Annotated in this window: 12 protein-coding genes; 8 read left to right on the top strand and 4 right to left on the bottom strand. The window is 71.2% G+C overall.

Annotated features, from left to right (window positions below; translation table 11 throughout):
* Positions 1-135: 135 nt before the first annotated feature.
* Both ACFY9E_RS30060 and ACFY9E_RS30055 read right to left on the bottom strand, forming a co-directional pair.
* Positions 136-4,125 carry an SCO5717 family growth-regulating ATPase gene (locus ACFY9E_RS30060; RefSeq protein WP_390989215.1) on the bottom strand — a complete coding sequence of 1,330 codons (3,990 nt, stop codon included), beginning with the start codon at positions 4,123-4,125 and terminating at the stop codon, positions 136-138.
* Between the two features lie 469 nt (positions 4,126-4,594).
* Complete coding sequence (locus ACFY9E_RS30055) at positions 4,595-4,891, bottom strand: DUF397 domain-containing protein (RefSeq protein WP_390989213.1); 297 nt, start codon at positions 4,889-4,891, stop codon at positions 4,595-4,597.
* Between the two features lie 267 nt (positions 4,892-5,158).
* Between ACFY9E_RS30055 and rpsO the strand changes: the two genes are divergently transcribed.
* The 5 genes from rpsO to ACFY9E_RS30030 all read left to right on the top strand — a co-directional run bounded on the left by rpsO (position 5,159) and on the right by ACFY9E_RS30030 (position 10,579).
* Complete coding sequence (gene rpsO, locus ACFY9E_RS30050) at positions 5,159-5,446, top strand: 30S ribosomal protein S15 (RefSeq protein WP_003993372.1); 288 nt, start codon at positions 5,159-5,161, stop codon at positions 5,444-5,446.
* A gap of 287 nt (positions 5,447-5,733) precedes the next feature.
* Entirely contained in the window at positions 5,734-7,953 is a 2,220-nt protein-coding gene (locus ACFY9E_RS30045) for a polyribonucleotide nucleotidyltransferase (RefSeq protein WP_390989211.1), read from the top strand.
* Positions 7,950-9,329, top strand: coding sequence for an insulinase family protein (locus ACFY9E_RS30040; protein WP_390989209.1), 1,380 nt, complete (start codon positions 7,950-7,952; stop codon positions 9,327-9,329). Before ACFY9E_RS30045 ends, ACFY9E_RS30040 begins: the two co-directional genes overlap by 4 nt.
* Before the next feature lie 28 nt (positions 9,330-9,357).
* Positions 9,358-10,110, top strand: a complete 753-nt coding sequence (gene dapB, locus ACFY9E_RS30035) for a 4-hydroxy-tetrahydrodipicolinate reductase (RefSeq protein WP_390989207.1) — start codon at positions 9,358-9,360, stop codon at positions 10,108-10,110.
* Between the two features lie 13 nt (positions 10,111-10,123).
* Positions 10,124-10,579 carry a hypothetical protein gene (locus tag ACFY9E_RS30030; RefSeq protein ID WP_390989205.1) on the top strand — a complete coding sequence of 152 codons (456 nt, stop codon included), beginning with the start codon at positions 10,124-10,126 and terminating at the stop codon, positions 10,577-10,579.
* Positions 10,580-10,652: 73 nt separating this feature from the next.
* Here the strand turns inward: ACFY9E_RS30030 and ACFY9E_RS30025 are convergent, their stop codons facing one another.
* Positions 10,653-11,204, bottom strand: a complete 552-nt coding sequence (locus tag ACFY9E_RS30025; protein ID WP_390989203.1) for a hypothetical protein — start codon at positions 11,202-11,204, stop codon at positions 10,653-10,655.
* 112 nt (positions 11,205-11,316) lie between these two features.
* On the bottom strand, positions 11,317-11,556 hold the full coding sequence (locus ACFY9E_RS30020; RefSeq protein ID WP_390989201.1) for a hypothetical protein: 240 nt from the start codon (positions 11,554-11,556) through the stop codon (positions 11,317-11,319).
* 173 nt (positions 11,557-11,729) lie between these two features.
* Between ACFY9E_RS30020 and thyX the strand changes: the two genes are divergently transcribed.
* From thyX to ACFY9E_RS30005, 3 genes are all read left to right on the top strand, one after another.
* Positions 11,730-12,470, top strand: coding sequence for an FAD-dependent thymidylate synthase (gene thyX / locus ACFY9E_RS30015; RefSeq protein WP_033313015.1), 741 nt, complete (start codon positions 11,730-11,732; stop codon positions 12,468-12,470).
* 211 nt (positions 12,471-12,681) lie between these two features.
* On the top strand, positions 12,682-13,581 hold the full coding sequence (gene dapA / locus ACFY9E_RS30010; protein ID WP_390989199.1) for a 4-hydroxy-tetrahydrodipicolinate synthase: 900 nt from the start codon (positions 12,682-12,684) through the stop codon (positions 13,579-13,581).
* Between the two features lie 152 nt (positions 13,582-13,733).
* The gene (locus ACFY9E_RS30005; protein ID WP_390989198.1) at positions 13,734-15,419 is read left to right on the top strand and encodes an RNase J family beta-CASP ribonuclease; all 1,686 of its coding nucleotides are present in this window, start codon (positions 13,734-13,736) and stop codon (positions 15,417-15,419) included.
* The last annotated feature ends 166 nt before the right edge of the window (positions 15,420-15,585 follow it).

Genomic DNA, 15,585 nt, shown 5'->3' with positions numbered 1-15,585 from the left:
GAGACCACTGACGCGCCCCTGGCCAGGGCCTGGCAACGGAATTCACCCCTGAACGCGCCGAGGCCCGCGCCGAGTCGGAACGGCGCGGGCCTGTCGGGGATCGGCTCCTCGAAAGGGGCCGATCGGGTGAGGCGATTACTGCGTCGGGGGCGGGGGCGGGGGCGGCGGAGTCTGCCCGTCGGGCTGGGCCGGGTGGCCGGGCTGACCCGGCTGCGGGTAGCCGTAGCCAGGCTGCGGGGGAGCGGCCGGGGGCTGACCGGGCTGGGGGTACGGCTGCCCGGGGTGGGCCGCCGGTTGCCCGGGCTGCTGTCCCGGCTGTCCCGGCTGGCCGGGCTGCGGGTAGGGCGACTGGCCAGCGGCCTGCGGGTACGGCTGCCCGGGCTGGGCCGGGGGCTGGCCCGGCTGGGCGTAGGGCTGACCGGGCTGCGGATACGGCTGCCCGGGCTGGGCGTACGGCTGGCCGGGCTGCGGCTGCTGCGGGTACGGGCCCGGCTGCCCGGGGGCCGGCTGCTGCTGCCCGGGGTACGGAGCCTGGCCCGGCTGGGCATAGGGCTGGCCGGGCATGGCATGGCCGGGCATCGGCGGGGCCGCGACCGGCGGCGGATTGCCGTCGGAGGTCCACAGGCCGTGCGCCTGCTGATGGCGGGTGAAGTCCTCGGCGACCATCGCCGCGAGGTTGAAGTACGCCTCCCGCACCTTCGGCCGCATCATGTCGAGGTCGACCTCGGCGCCCGCGGCGAGATGCTCGTCGAACGGCACGACGATGACACCGCGGCAGCGCGTCTCGAAGTGCGTCACGATGTCCTCGACCTTGATCATCTTGCCGGTCTCGCGCACTCCGGAGATGACGGTGATGGACCGCGAGACGAGGTCGGCGTACCCGTGCGCCGACAGCCAGTCCAGGGTCGTGCTGGCACTGCTCGCACCGTCCACGGACGGCGTCGAGATGATGATGAGCTGGTCGGCCAGGTCCAGCACACCGCGCATGGCGCTGTAGAGCAGGCCGGTACCGGAGTCGGTGAGGATCACCGGGTACTGCTTGCCCAGCACGTCGATCGCGCGCCGGTAGTCCTCGTCGTTGAAGGTCGTGGACACGGCCGGGTCGACGTCGTTGGCGATGATCTCCAGACCCGAGGGGGCCTGCGAGGTGAACCGCCGGATGTCCATGTACGAGTTGAGGTACGGGATCGCCTGGACGAGGTCACGGATGGTGGCCCCGGTCTCCCGCCGTACCCGGCGCCCGAGGGTGCCCGCGTCCGGGTTGGCGTCGATCGCGAGGATCTTGTCCTGCCGCTCGGTGGCGAGCGTGGAGCCGAGCGCGGTGGTCGTGGTCGTCTTGCCGACACCGCCCTTGAGGCTGATCACGGCGATCCGGTAGCAGGACAGCACGGGCGTGCGGATCAGGTCCAGCTTCCGCTGCCGCTCGGCCTCCTCCTTCTTCCCGCCGATCTTGAACCGACCACCACCGGCCGCCGGACGGCTGCTCTTCGCCTTCTGCTTCTTGCTGTTGAGCAGCCGGTCGGACGACAGCTCCACGGCAGCGGTGTACCCGAGCGGCGCGGCCCCCGGGTTGGTGGGCTGCCGCTGGTCGTGCTGCATCGGCTGCGGCCAGGCGGCACCGGTGCGCGGGTCCACCGGCTGCGGGAGCTGCCCGGGGTGCGGCTGCCCGGGCTGACCCGGATGGACCGGCTGACCCGGCTGCTGCTCGTGCGGCCCGGCGTGCGGAGGCTGGGCCCCGGGCTGCGGCTGGGCATGCGGTTGGGCCTGCGGGGGTACGGCGGGCTGGGGCTGGGGCTGCTGGCCGGGCGGCTGGGGGAAGCCGTAACCGCCCTGGGCGTGGAGCGTGCCCGGCTGCGGGAAGCCGTAGCCGTCCTGCGGGGTCGGCGTGGGTGCGGCGGGCTGCTGGGCCGGGGGCTGCTGCTGTGCTGCCGGGGCCTGGGCGCCCTGCTGCGGGAAGCCGTAGCCGCCCTGCGTGGGAGGCAGGGGCGGGCCGTCCGGCTGCTGGACCGGCGCCGGGTGTTGTGCCGCCTGTGCAGGGGCGCCGGGGTGGGGGAAGCCGTAGCCGCCCTGGGCGTTCGGCCCGGCCGGGGGCTGGGCTCCCGGGTGCGGGAAGCCGTAACCGGGCTGCGGTGCGGGCTGGGCGGGCGGCTGGTTCCACGCGGCAGGCGCGGGCTGCGGAGCCTGCGGCTGGAACGGCGGCTGCTGGGCCGGCTCAGACGGCTGCGGCGGCACCGGCGGCTGCCCCTGCGCCGCCGTCGGCTGCGCGGGCACGTTCGGAGCCGCGGGCTGGGCCTGCGGCTGGGGCTGCTGCTGCGGCTGTGCGGGCCAGTGGCTCGCGGGCGCCGGGGCGGCCGGCTGGTACGACGGCGGCAGCGGCGGCACACCCTGGGGGGCCGGGGGAGCCCAGGCCGGCTGGGCGTCGCCCGCACCCGGCCCGGCGGCATCCTCGGGAACGCTGTCCTGGGGAACGCTGTCAACGGGCTCGGCGTCGGAAGGCACCGCGTCGGAAGGCACCGCGTCGGAAGGCACCGCGTCGGAAGGCACCGCGTCGGCGGGCTCGGCGCTCACAGGCTCGGCATCCGCGAGAGGAGCGCCGGAAACCTGCGAGTCGACGGGCTCGGCAGCAGCCGCACCGGCGTCCTCATGCCGGTGCTCAGCTTCGGCCGGTACGGCGTCCACAAACTCCTCAGCCTCGGGCTGGGCGTCCCCGGGCTGGGCGTCCTCAGGCTCGGCGTCCTCGGATCCGGCGTCCTGCGCCCCGGCGTCGTCGGGCGCGGAGTCCTGGACATCGGCTTCTTCGGACGGGGTGTCCTCGGGCGCCTCGACCTGCGGCTCGGGGAGGCCGGATGCCACGTCCTCGGCTTCCGGCCGCGTGTCCGCCGACTCGGACTCCTCGGCCGGCGGCACGTCGGTGAACGCGTCCGCGTCCAGCGCGTACTCCGAGACCACGTCGGAGGTGTCGTCGGCCTCCGCGCCGGAGCCGTCGTCCTCCGCGTCATCGGTACGGGTACCGCTGGCGGCCCCGTCGGCGTCCTCGCTCTCGGTGTCACCGTCGCCTTCGCCTTCGCCTTCGGCGCCCGGCACCCCGGGGGCGTCGGGGGCGTCGGGGGCGTCGGCGGTGTCGGGCGTGGAAACCGCCTGCGCCGCGGCACGCTCCTCGATCTCCCGCTGCAGGGCCACGGCGGAGAAGCGCATGGTGGCGCCACTCTCGAGGTCACCGGCGCCCGGCTCTCCGGCGTCGTCGGCAACCGGACCGGCCGAAGCGTCGGGAGCGGTCGGGGCCTCAGGGGCGGCAGGAGGAGCGGCAGGGGGAGTCGCCGGAGCTTCGGGAACGGCCGGGGCCTGTGGCGGAGCCGGCGGGGTCCACTGCGCCTGGTACCCGCTCATGGGGATGTTCGGCACGGCCGTGGGAGAGGCCGGGCTCCCCGCGGGTGCCTCGCTCTGCCCCGGCGGCTGAGCCGCCGGCTGCGCCCCCTGCGGCTCGAAGCCGCTGCCCATCGGAAGCCTGGGCACGGCGGAGGGGCTCTGGGAAGGGGGTGCGGGCGGCGTCGGTGGCGTGAAGGGCGCACCGGGCGCGGGCGCGGGAGGCGTGAACGGAGCGCCCGGAGCCGGCGCCGGCGCGGGAGGGGTGAAGGGCGCCCCGGGCGCCGCAGCCGGGGCGGAGGCCTGCCCCGGCAGGGACGTCGGAAGGGACGAAGGACCACCGGAAGGGTTGGCATGCGGAGGCGGGGTGAGCCCGGGCAGCGGCGGCACCGGCCCCTTCGGCATCCCGGAACCACCGGGCACCCCAGCAGCCCCCGGAGCTCCCGCGCCGCCGGCCGCACCGGAAGCCCCGTGCACCCCGGGACCTCCGGGCACGCCGGAAGCGCCCGGCGACCCCGGACCCGAGGGTGCCCCCGAAGCACTGGAGTCCTCGGACGCCCCTGCCCCCTGCCCCGCACTCGAGCTCCCCGAGGCGTTCTGCGTGTACCAGGCGGGCGGCGCGTAGTCGATGGTGAACTCGCCCGTCACCTCTGCCGCGGACTCCGCGTCGGGCTGGTCATCGCCGGGTGTCGCCCAGCCCCCGCGGATCCCGTCCCGATCGCTGCTCACAGTGTTCCTCCTGGTGTGGTCGAGCACCCTCATGGCGTGCTGGGGCGACCCTTGCTTGTCGTCCGACGTCGTGCGTAGTCGCTTGAGGCGAATCGAGGTCGTCCGAGGTCGTCCGCTCCACAGGCTCCCCCGCCTTCCCCCTGGGACGCCGACACCTGCCACGGTTCCGACGGCGCGCCCCGTCCCAGCCTAATCACCACAAGCCCCGCCCCGGCAGGCCCGTCCACCCCCGAGCAGCTGTCCGTCGCGTCACAACCTGCCCAGAAGGTGCCCGTAAGTGACGTATACGGCACGCACTTTGGTGAACAAACTGGACGATAAGCGTGAAGAATCGCGAACCGCCTTGCAGCGCCGCCGTCTTGAGGCCATGAGGAAGCAGTCGCCCTGAGGCGCACGAGACATGCGAAGCACGAGGCATGCGAAGCACGAGGCATGCGAAGCACGAGGCATGCGAAGAGGGGCGGCCGTTCACCGGCTCACCCCTCGTCGTCCACCGCGGCGCTTACCGCCCGGCTTCGGGCCCCCCGCCGCGCGCCCCCGGCTCAAGATCGAACTCCCCGTCCCGCGCCCCCAGCACGAACGCCCGCCACTCCGCCTCCGTGTACCGCAGCACCGTCTCCGGGTCGAGTGACGAGCGCATCGCCACGGCCCCCTCGGGCAGGTACGCGATCTCGACCCGCTCCTCGTGGCCCTCGGTTCCCGGCGCGCTGTGCCACTCGACACCGGAGATGTCGAGGGCGTAGAGCTCGTCCCGCTCCCGCTCCTTGCGTGCCTTGATCTCCTCAGCCGTCTCCGCCATGCCGCAGCGACCCCTTCCCGACGTACGAACGATCCGAATCTGCTCACCCTAGTGGCCTCCTCCCCTCCGGCCGGAGGTTCGAAGGACCAGGGCAAAGAGGACCCCGACCGCCTGATACCCTGGACGACGGCCGTTTGTGTACGCACCCCCGGAGCTCACCGCTCTGGAGGCCGCGCCCAGCGGATCCCCGCCTTCCGAGTCATGGAAGCTCCCCCGAGACACAGACCGGGGGCACTCGGTGGCCATCACAGACTACGAGGAGTACGCGTGCCGCTCGACGCCGCTACGAAGAAGCAGATCATCACCGAGTTCGGCCAGAAGGAGGGCGACACCGGCTCCCCCGAGGTCCAGGTCGCCATGCTCTCGCGCCGCATCTCGGACCTGACCGAGCACCTCAAGACCCACAAGCACGACCACCACTCCCGCCGTGGCCTGCTGATCCTGGTGGGTCAGCGTCGCCGCCTTCTCCAGTACCTGGCGAAGAAGGACATCCAGCGCTTCCGTGCGCTGGTCGACCGCCTCGGCATCCGCCGTGGTGCGGCGGGCGCCAAGTAAGACGCCGTGAGGGGAGCGGTTCCCGAAGGAAAGGGGACCGCTCCCTTTGCTGTACGTGCGGAGTGTCACCACTGCTTTGTAGTGTGGTAGCACAACGCAAGACGAACGACACAGCACGACAAGAAGAGGAGAGGCGCACCTAGCCGCCGCCGGTCCTCGGTAGTGGCCCCCGGGGGAAGCGAGCCCGGGTGCTTCGATCGAAGACCGGCCCGCACAGCCCGGAGCGCTTCTCCGCAACCGTCTCCCCGCCACACGGGCCGGGAGACGAGGACGAGGAGAAAACACTAGTGGAGAACGAGACCCACTACGCCGAGGCCGTCATCGACAATGGCGCCTTCGGCACCCGCACCATCCGCTTCGAGACGGGCCGCCTGGCCAAGCAGGCCGCCGGCTCCGCCGTGGCGTACCTGGACGACGACACCATGGTGCTGTCGGCCACCACCGCTTCCAAGAACCCCAAGGACCAGCTCGACTTCTTCCCCCTCACGGTGGACGTCGAGGAGCGGATGTACGCCGCCGGCAAGATCCCCGGCAGCTTCTTCCGCCGTGAGGGCCGCCCCTCCGAGGACGCGATCCTCACCTGCCGCCTGATCGACCGCCCGCTGCGCCCCTCCTTCAAGAAGGGCCTGCGCAACGAGATCCAGGTCGTCGCCACGATCATGGCGCTCAACCCCGACCACCTGTACGACGTCGTGGCGATCAACGCCGCGTCCGCGTCCACGCAGCTGGCCGGCCTGCCCTTCTCCGGCCCGATCGGCGGCGTCCGCGTCGCGCTGATCAACGGCCAGTGGGTGGCCTTCCCGACGCACACCGAGCTCGAGGACGCCGTCTTCGACATGGTCGTCGCGGGCCGCACCCTGGAGGACGGCGACGTCGCGATCATGATGGTCGAGGCCGAGGCCACCGAGAAGACCATCCAGTTGGTCAAGGGCGGTGCCGAGGCGCCGACCGAAGAGGTCGTCGCCGCCGGTCTGGACGCCGCGAAGCCCTTCATCAAGGTGCTCTGCAAGGCCCAGGCCGACCTCGCCGCGAAGGCCGCCAAGCCCACCGGTGAGTTCCCGATCTTCCTCGACTACCAGGACGACGTCCTGGAGGCGCTCACCGCGGCCGTCAAGCCCGAGCTCGCCCAGGCGCTCACCATCGCCGGCAAGCAGGAGCGCGAGGCCGAGCTGGACCGCGTCAAGTCTCTGGCCGCCGAGAAGCTCCTCCCGGAGTTCGAGGGCCGCGAGAAGGAGATCTCCGCCGCGTACCGCTCGCTCACCAAGCAGCTGGTCCGCGAGCGCGTGATCAAGGAGAAGAAGCGCATCGACGGCCGCGGCGTGACGGACATCCGTACGCTCGCCGCCGAGGTCGAGGCCATCCCGCGCGTGCACGGCTCCGCGGTGTTCGAGCGTGGCGAGACCCAGATCCTGGGCGTCACCACCCTCAACATGCTCCGCATGGAGCAGCAGCTGGACACCCTCTCCCCGGTGACCCGCAAGCGCTACATGCACAACTACAACTTCCCGCCGTACTCCACCGGCGAGACCGGCCGCGTCGGCTCCCCGAAGCGCCGCGAGATCGGCCACGGCGCCCTCGCCGAGCGCGCCCTGGTGCCGGTCCTGCCGACGCGCGAGGAGTTCCCCTACGCGATCCGCCAGGTCTCCGAGGCGCTGAGCTCCAACGGCTCGACGTCCATGGGCTCGGTCTGCGCCTCCACCATGTCGCTGCTGAACGCCGGTGTGCCGCTGAAGGCCCCCGTCGCCGGTATCGCCATGGGCCTGATCTCCCAGGAGATCGAGGGCGAGACGCACTACGTCACCCTCACCGACATCCTCGGTGCGGAGGACGCCTTCGGCGACATGGACTTCAAGGTCGCCGGCACCAAGGAGTTCGTCACCGCCCTCCAGCTCGACACCAAGCTGGACGGCATCCCCGCCTCCGTCCTGGCCGCCGCTCTCAAGCAGGCCCGTGACGCCCGCCTCCACATCCTCGACGTGATGATGGAAGCGATCGACACGCCGGACGAGATGTCCCCGAACGCCCCGCGGATCATCACCGTCAAGATCCCCGTGGACAAGATCGGCGAGGTCATCGGCCCCAAGGGCAAGATGATCAACCAGATCCAGGAGGACACCGGCGCCGACATCACGATCGAGGACGACGGCACGATCTACATCGGCGCGGTCGACGGACCGTCCGCCGAGGCCGCCCGCACCACGATCAACGGCATCGCCAACCCGACCATGCCGGAGGTCGGCGAGCGCTACCTGGGCACGGTCGTGAAGACGACCACCTTCGGTGCGTTCGTGTCGCTGCTCCCGGGCAAGGACGGTCTGCTGCACATCTCGCAGATCCGCAAGCTCGCCGGCGGCAAGCGCGTGGAGAACGTCGAGGACGTCCTCGGCGTGGGCGCGAAGGTCCAGGTCGAGATCGCCGAGATCGACTCCCGCGGCAAGCTCTCCCTGATCCCCGTGATCGAGGGCGAGGAAGGCTCTGACGAGAAGAAGGACGACGCCGACCAGTGACGTCCCAGCGCTCCCAGGCGACGGCCCGCACCTCCTCGGAGGCGCGGGCCGTCGCCCGTACCCAAACCCTCATCAAGGGCGAGAACGGCATCGGCACGGTTCGCAAGACCACCCTCCCGGGCGGCCTGCGCATCGTCACCGAAACCCTGCCCTCGGTCCGCTCCGCGACCTTCGGCATCTGGGCACACGTCGGGTCCCGCGACGAGACCCCGGCCCTGAACGGCGCCACCCATTACCTGGAGCACCTGCTCTTCAAGGGCACGAACCGCAGGTCCGCCCTGGACATCTCCTCCGCCATCGACGCGGTCGGCGGCGAGATGAACGCGTTCACGGCGAAGGAGTACACGTGCTACTACGCACGCGTGCTCGACGCCGACCTGCCGCTCGCCATCGACGTCGTCTGCGACATGCTGACGGGTTCCCTCATCCTCGAGGAGGACGTGAACGTCGAGCGGGGCGCGATCCTCGAAGAGATCGCCATGACCGAGGACGACCCGGGCGACTGCGTGCACGACCTGTTCGCGCACACGATGTTCGGTGACAACCCCCTCGGCCGCCCGGTCCTCGGCACGGTCGACACGGTCAACGCCCTCACCGCCGACCGCATCCGCCGCTTCTACAAGAAGCACTACGACCCGACCCACCTGGTCGTCGCCTGCGCCGGCAACATCGACCACAACAAGGTCGTACGGCAGGTCCGTGCCGCCTTCGAGAAGGCCGGCGCCTTCAAGGACCTCGCCGCCGACCCCGTCGCCCCGCGCGGCGGCAAGCGTGCCCTGCGCACCGCGGGCCGCCTCGAGCTGATCGACCGCAAGACCGAGCAGGCACATGTCGTGCTCGGCATGCCGGGCCTGTCCCGCACGGACGAGCGTCGCTGGGCCCTGGGCGTGCTGAACACCGCCCTCGGCGGCGGCATGTCCTCCCGGCTCTTCCAGGAGGTACGCGAGAAGCGCGGCCTGGCCTACAGCGTGTACTCGTACACCTCGGGCTTCGCCGACTGCGGCCTGTTCGGCGTGTACGCCGGCTGCCGCCCGTCGCAGGTGCACGACGTGCTGAAGATCTGCCGCGACGAGCTCGACCAGGTCGCCGAGCACGGCCTCTCGGACGACGAGATAGGGCGTGCGATCGGCCAGCTCCAGGGGTCCACGGTCCTCGGCCTGGAGGACACCGGCGCGCTGATGAACCGTATCGGCAAGAGCGAGCTGTGCTGGGGCGAGCAGATGTCCGTCGACGACATGCTGTCCCGGATAACGTCGGTCACCCCCGACGACGTCCGCGAGGTGGCCCGCGAGATCCTGGGACGGCGGCCCTCCCTGTCGGTCATCGGCCCGCTGAAGGACAAACAGGCGGCCCGTCTGCACGACGCCGTCGCCTGACCACCCCCTGGTGAAGGAAGCACAAGAGATGAGCAAGCTGCGCGTGGCGGTCCTCGGCGCCAAGGGCCGGATCGGCTCGGAAGCCGTACGAGCCGTCGAAGCCGCCGAGGACATGGAACTGGTCGCCGCCCTCGGCCGGGGCGACAAGCTGGAGACGCTGACCGACTCCGGTGCCCAGGTCGCGGTCGAACTGACCACGCCCGACTCGGTCATGGCCAACCTCGAGTTCTGCGTCGGTCATGGCATCCACGCGGTCGTCGGCACCACCGGCTGGACCGACGAGCGCCTCGCGCAGCTGAACGGCTGGCTGTCCGCCTCCCCGGAGACGGGCGTGCTCATCGCGCCGAACTTCTCCATCGGGGCCGTCCTCACGATGAAGTTCGCGCAGCTCGCCGCCCCCTACTTCGAGTCCGTCGAGGTCGTCGAGCTGCACCACCCGAACAAGGTGGACGCCCCCTCCGGCACCGCCACGCGCACCGCCCAGCTCATCGCCGAGGCCCGCCGCACCGCCGGCACCGCCCCGGCCCCCGACGCCACGGCCACCGCCCTCGACGGTGCCCGCGGCGCCGACGTCGACGGCGTCCCGGTCCACGCCGTCCGGCTGCGCGGTCTGCTGGCCCACCAGGAGGTCCTGCTCGGCGCCGAGGGCGAGACCCTCACGGTCCGGCACGACTCGCTCCACCACAGCAGCTTCATGCCGGGCATCCTGCTCGGCGCCCGCCGCGTGGTGAGCACCCCGGGCCTGACCTTCGGCCTGGAACACTTCCTGGACCTGAACTGAGCCCCTGACCGTCATGCGCGCGAAGCTCACCTACGCCCTCACCGCCGCCGTCCTGGTCGTCTACTTCGTCCTGGTCGGCAGCCGCGGCGTCCTGCTCATCGAAGCCGGCACGGCCCTCACCGTCACCTTCGGTGTCGCCGTGCTGATCCTGCCGGTCATCGGCCTGTGGTTCCTGTGGAAGAACACCCAGTTCGCCCGCAAGGCCGGCCAACTCGCCGCCGAACTCGACGCCGAGGGCGGCCTGCCCGTCGACGAACTGCGGCGCACCCCCAGCGGGCGCATCGACCGGGACTCGGCCGACGAGGTCTTCGCCAAGCGCAAGGCCGAGACGGAGGACGCTCCCGACGACTGGCGCACCTGGTTCCGCCTGGCCGTCGCCTATCACGACGCCCGCGACACCCCGCGCGCCCGCAAGGCGATGCAGCGCGCGATCGCCCTGCACGACGGCAAGCAGCCCGAAGCCGCCTGAACCAGCCCCCACTCATGCCGGCGGGGCCGGACCGTTCGCACGGTCCGGCCCCGCCGGCATGAGATCGAGGACGTCAGCGCGGGCCGTACTCCTCGGCCCACGCCTCGACCGAGTCCGCCGCCCGGTCGAAGGCCTCCGTGCGGCCGAGGAAGTCCGCGTCGTGCGTGGTCAGCAGCGGCGAAGGGCCGGTGTCCCGGCCCTGGCGTCCGAGCAGCAGCGCCTGCCCCTGCACGGTCCGCGGCAGTCCCAGCCAGCGCACCGGCTGCTGCACCGTACGCACGGAGGCGACCTGCTCCCAGGACGCCGTACGCGTCGTGAGGAAACCCACGTGCCGCAGCCCGCGCGCACTGACCCACACGCCCACGCGCAGCAGCCGCAGCGCCGCGGCGATGACGAGCAGCGCGAGGGCGAACACCACCGCGGCCGACGTCAGTTGGGCCGTCACGGCGATGATGACCGCCGCGAACAGCACGAACGAGGCGAGCAACAGCGCGAGCGCCGCAGTTCCGACTCGCCACGGCCCGGGCCGGTACGGACGCCGCCAGCGGTCACGGTCGTCGTAGGGCAACGGAACGTCGTCCGCCGCCTCGAAAACGCGGTCGGCCGTCAGGAAGGGCAGGGGCACGGCTGGTCCTCACTCGATCCATGCGTGGGCTGTGCCCGGTGAGGCTACCGATCTGTGTCCCCGGTCACCACCGGCGGGGGGCCGGATGGAGTCACCGCCGGTGGGGTGCGGTTCAGCGCTTCTCGGACGCCTGCGACTGCTGAGGCTGATCAGCGGTCTTGGCGGGCGTCAGCGCGGGCGTCCCGATGACCAGGGACCCCACGAGCCCCGCCACGATGGTGAGCCCCAGCAGCCAACGGCCGGCCATCTGACCGACGGACGACCGCTCGCGCGGTGGGGGAGTGACATTGCTGCGGAACCTGTCGGCCTCGGCTACGAAGGCAAACGGTACGGGTTCACGCCGACCGAACATCAGGGGTGCTTCTCCTTCTGGGGGTGGAACGGATGTCGTCTGTAGAGACGAACGAACTCCCTCAGAGGTGCCCTGTTTCACCGACTTCATTGCGGCACGCCACCGATCGCGCTGATTTCGGCGGGCCGTAGAGTGGCGTCGCCACACGACGAGATGGGAAGGCCCTGCCAACCGTGACCGACACCCCCGCCGACGACCTCAAGCCCAGCTACCGCAGCGACGTCACCGTCGAGCTGGTCAAGCACACCGCGTCCGACGCGGACGTCCTCTTCGCCGCCCGCGTCTCGACCCTGGGCGAGCAGTCCCTGGACGAGCTGAAGAAGGACCCCGAGCGTTCCAAGGGCCTGATCAACTACCTGATGCGGGACCGGCACGGCAGCCCCTTCGAGCACAACTCCATGACCTTCCTCATCAGCGCCCCGATCTTCGTCTTCCGCGAGTTCATGCGGCACCGCGTCGGCTGGTCGTACAACGAGGAGAGCGGCCGCTACCGCGAGCTCCAGCCCGTCTTCTACGTCCCCGACGAGTCCCGCAAGCTGGTCCAGGAGGGCCGCCCCGGCAAGTACGTCTTCGTCGAGGGCACCCAGGCCCAGCAGGAGCTGGTCGGCCGTGTCATGGAGGACTCGTACCGCCAGGCGTACGAGGCCTACCAGGAGATGCTCGCCGCCGGTGTCGCCCGCGAGGTCGCCCGTGCGGTCCTCCCGGTGGGCCTTTACTCCTCGATGTACGCCACCTGCAACGCCCGCTCGCTGATGCACTTCCTCGGGCTGCGCACCCAGCACGAGCTGGCCAAGGTGCCGTCCTTCCCGCAGCGCGAGATCGAGATGGTCGGCGAGAAGATGGAGGCCGAGTGGTCCCGGCTCATGCCGCTCACCTACGCCGCCTTCAACGCGAACGGACGTGTGGCGCCGTAACGCGCCCCGAGTCCCCGGTCAGGTACAGATGTGCGGTTCAGCCGCGCGAAGTGTCCGTATTGCGGCATTTGGAGAAGTTCATCTAGCCTGATCAAACGGGTCCGGCACTGCTTGAACCCCCGAGCAGGCAGTGCCGGGCTCCACCTTTGTCACGACTTGTCGCCCGCCCCGCGGGCAGACCCGGTCCTGAGCAACGAGTAGCGTGTAACCCATGGCTCCGACCTCGACTCCGCAGACCCCCTTCGGGCGGGTCCTCACCGCCATGGTCACGCCCTTCACGGCGGACGGCGCACTCGACCTCGACGGCGCGCAGCGGCTCGCCACCCACCTGGTGGACGCAGGCAACGACGGCCTGGTCATCAACGGCACCACGGGCGAGTCCCCGACCACCAGCGACGCGGAGAAAGCGGATCTCGTACGGGCGGTCCTGGAGGCGGTCGGAGACCGAGCCCACGTGGTGGCCGGAGTCGGCACCAACGACACACACCACAGCATCGAACTCGCCCGTGCGGCCGAGCGCACCGGCGCACACGGCCTGCTCGTGGTGACCCCGTACTACAACAAGCCTCCGCAGGAAGGCCTCTACCGGCACTTCACCGCGATCGCCGACACCACCGGCCTCCCGGTGATGCTCTACGACATCCCCGGCCGCAGCGGCGTCCCGATCAACACCGAGACGCTCGTCCGCCTCGCCGAGCACCCGCGGATCGTCGCCAACAAGGACGCCAAGGGCGACCTGGGCCGCGCCAGCTGGGCCATCGCCCGCTCCGGCCTCGCCTGGTACTCCGGCGACGACATGCTCAACCTGCCCCTGCTCTCGGTCGGCGCGGTCGGCTTCGTCTCGGTCGTCGGCCACGTCGTCACCCCTGAGCTGCGCGCCCTGGTCGAGGCGTACACCTCCGGCGACGTCCAGAAGGCCACCGAGATCCACCAGAAGCTGCTCGCCGTCTACACGGGCATGTTCCGCACCCAGGGCGTGATGACGACCAAGGCGGCGCTCGCCCTTCAGGGACTGCCGGGCGGGCCCCTGCGCGCCCCCATGGTCGAGTGCGCGCCCGAGGAGATCGAGCAACTCAAGATCGATCTTGCCGCCGGCGGGGTACAGCTCTGACATCAGACTTCGCGCGGGCCCCCGCGCAAATGCTTCACAACTGAATAAGCGGGCCACGCGCTCGCACCACCACACACACAACTGCTCATGCACGAACGTCACGCGCGCCACGTGCCCCACCGGTACGTGGCGTGTGTGGTGAGGAGAGTCTTTTGAGTCATCCGCATCCCGAACTCCGCACGCCCCCGCCGCTCCCCGAGGGCGGCCTGCGTGTCACCCCGCTCGGCGGCCTCGGCGAAATCGGCCGGAACATGACCGTGTTCGAATTCGGCGGCCGTCTGCTGATCGTCGACTGCGGAGTGCTCTTCCCCGAGGAGGAGCAGCCCGGAATCGACCTGATCCTGCCGGACTTCTCGTCCATCAGGGACCGCCTCGACGACATCGAGGGCATCGTGCTCACGCACGGGCACGAGGACCACATCGGTGGCGTCCCCTTCCTCCTGCGCGAGAAGCCGGACATCCCGCTGATCGGCTCCAAGCTGACCCTCGCCCTCATCGAGGCCAAGCTCCAGGAGCACCGCATCCGCCCGTACACCCTCGAGGTGGCGGAGGGACACCGCGAGCGCATCGGCCCCTTCGACTGCGAGTTCATCGCGGTCAACCACTCCATCCCGGACGCGCTGGCCGTGGCCATCCGCACTCCTGCGGGCATGGTGGTGCACACCGGCGACTTCAAGATGGACCAGCTCCCGCTGGACAGCCGCCTCACGGACCTCCACGCGTTCGCGCGTCTGAGCGAGGAGGGCATCGACCTCCTCCTCTCGGACTCGACGAACGCCGAGGTGCCCGGGTTCGTCCCGCCCGAGCGGGAGATCTCCAACGTCCTGCGTCAGGTGTTCGCCGGAGCCAGCAAGCGCATCATCGTCGCGAGCTTCGCGAGCCACGTGCACCGCATCCAGCAGATCCTGGACGCGGCGCACGAGTACGGCCGCCGCGTGGCCTTCGTCGGCCGCTCCATGGTCCGCAACATGGGCATCGCCCGGGACCTGGGCTATCTGAAGGTCCCGCCGGGCCTGGTCGTGGACGTCAAGACGCTCGACGACCTCCCGGACAGCGAGGTGGTCCTGGTCTGCACGGGCTCCCAGGGCGAACCGATGGCGGCCCTGTCCCGCATGGCCAACCGCGACCACCAGATCCGCATCGTCCAGGGCGACACGGTGATCCTGGCGTCGTCCCTGATCCCCGGCAACGAGAACGCGGTCTACCGCGTGATCAACGGCCTCACCCGCTGGGGCGCCCACGTGGTCCACAAGGGCAACGCCAAGGTCCACGTCTCCGGCCATGCCTCCGCGGGCGAGCTGCTGTACTTCTACAACATCTGCCGGCCCAGGAACCTGATGCCGGTGCACGGCGAATGGCGTCACCTGCGTGCCAACGCCGAGCTGGGGGCCCTGACGGGTGTCCCGCACGACCGCATCGTCATCGCCGAGGACGGCGTCGCCGTCGACCTCGTCGAGGGCAAGGCCAAGATCTCCGGCAAGGTCCAGGCGGGCTACGTCTACGTCGACGGCCTCTCGGTCGGTGACGTGGGCGAGCCGGCCCTCAAGGACCGCAGGATCCTCGGCGACGAGGGCATCATCTCGGTCTTCGTGGTCATCGACTCGTCCACCGGGAAGATCACCGGCGGCCCGCACATCCAGGCCCGCGGCTCGGGCATCGAGGACTCCGCCTTCAGCGATGTCGCGCCCAGGATCACGGAAGTGCTCGAACGCTCCGCGCAGGACGGCGTGGTCGAGCCCCACCAGCTCCAGCAGCTCGTGCGCCGCACGCTGGGCAAGTGGGTCTCGGACACCTACCGGCGCCGGCCGATGATCCTGCCTGTGGTGGTGGAGGTCTGACGGCCCGTCGGGCCTGAGCCCACGCCAACTGGGAGCGGGGGGGGGGGGGGGGGGGGGGGGGGGGCCCCCCCCCGGGGGGGGGGGGGGGGGGGCCGGGGGGGCCCGCGCCCCCCCCGGCCCCCGCCCCGCGCCCCCCCGGGGGGCGCCAACACCCCGCACATAATGT

It is taken from the genome of Streptomyces sp. NPDC012466 (assembly GCF_042955215.1).
In the GTDB taxonomy this organism is placed as follows: Bacteria; Actinomycetota; Actinomycetes; order Streptomycetales; family Streptomycetaceae; genus Streptomyces.
Note: the sequence above shows the minus strand (reverse complement) of the source record. Positions and strands in the feature narration are given on the sequence as shown.

Excerpts from the sequence above, each read along its gene's own strand:
- ACFY9E_RS30060 (WP_390989215.1), bottom strand. The coding sequence starts at position 4,125 with ATGAGGGTGCTCGACCACACCAGGAGGAACACTGTGAGCAGCGATCGG.
- ACFY9E_RS30055 (WP_390989213.1), bottom strand. The coding sequence starts at position 4,891 with ATGGCGGAGACGGCTGAGGAGATCAAGGCACGCAAGGAGCGGGAGCGG.
- dapB (WP_390989207.1), top strand. The coding sequence starts at position 9,358 with ATGAGCAAGCTGCGCGTGGCGGTCCTCGGCGCCAAGGGCCGGATCGGC.
- ACFY9E_RS30030 (WP_390989205.1), top strand. The coding sequence starts at position 10,124 with ATGCGCGCGAAGCTCACCTACGCCCTCACCGCCGCCGTCCTGGTCGTC.
- ACFY9E_RS30020 (WP_390989201.1), bottom strand. The coding sequence starts at position 11,556 with ATGTTCGGTCGGCGTGAACCCGTACCGTTTGCCTTCGTAGCCGAGGCC.
- dapA (WP_390989199.1), top strand. The coding sequence starts at position 12,682 with ATGGCTCCGACCTCGACTCCGCAGACCCCCTTCGGGCGGGTCCTCACC.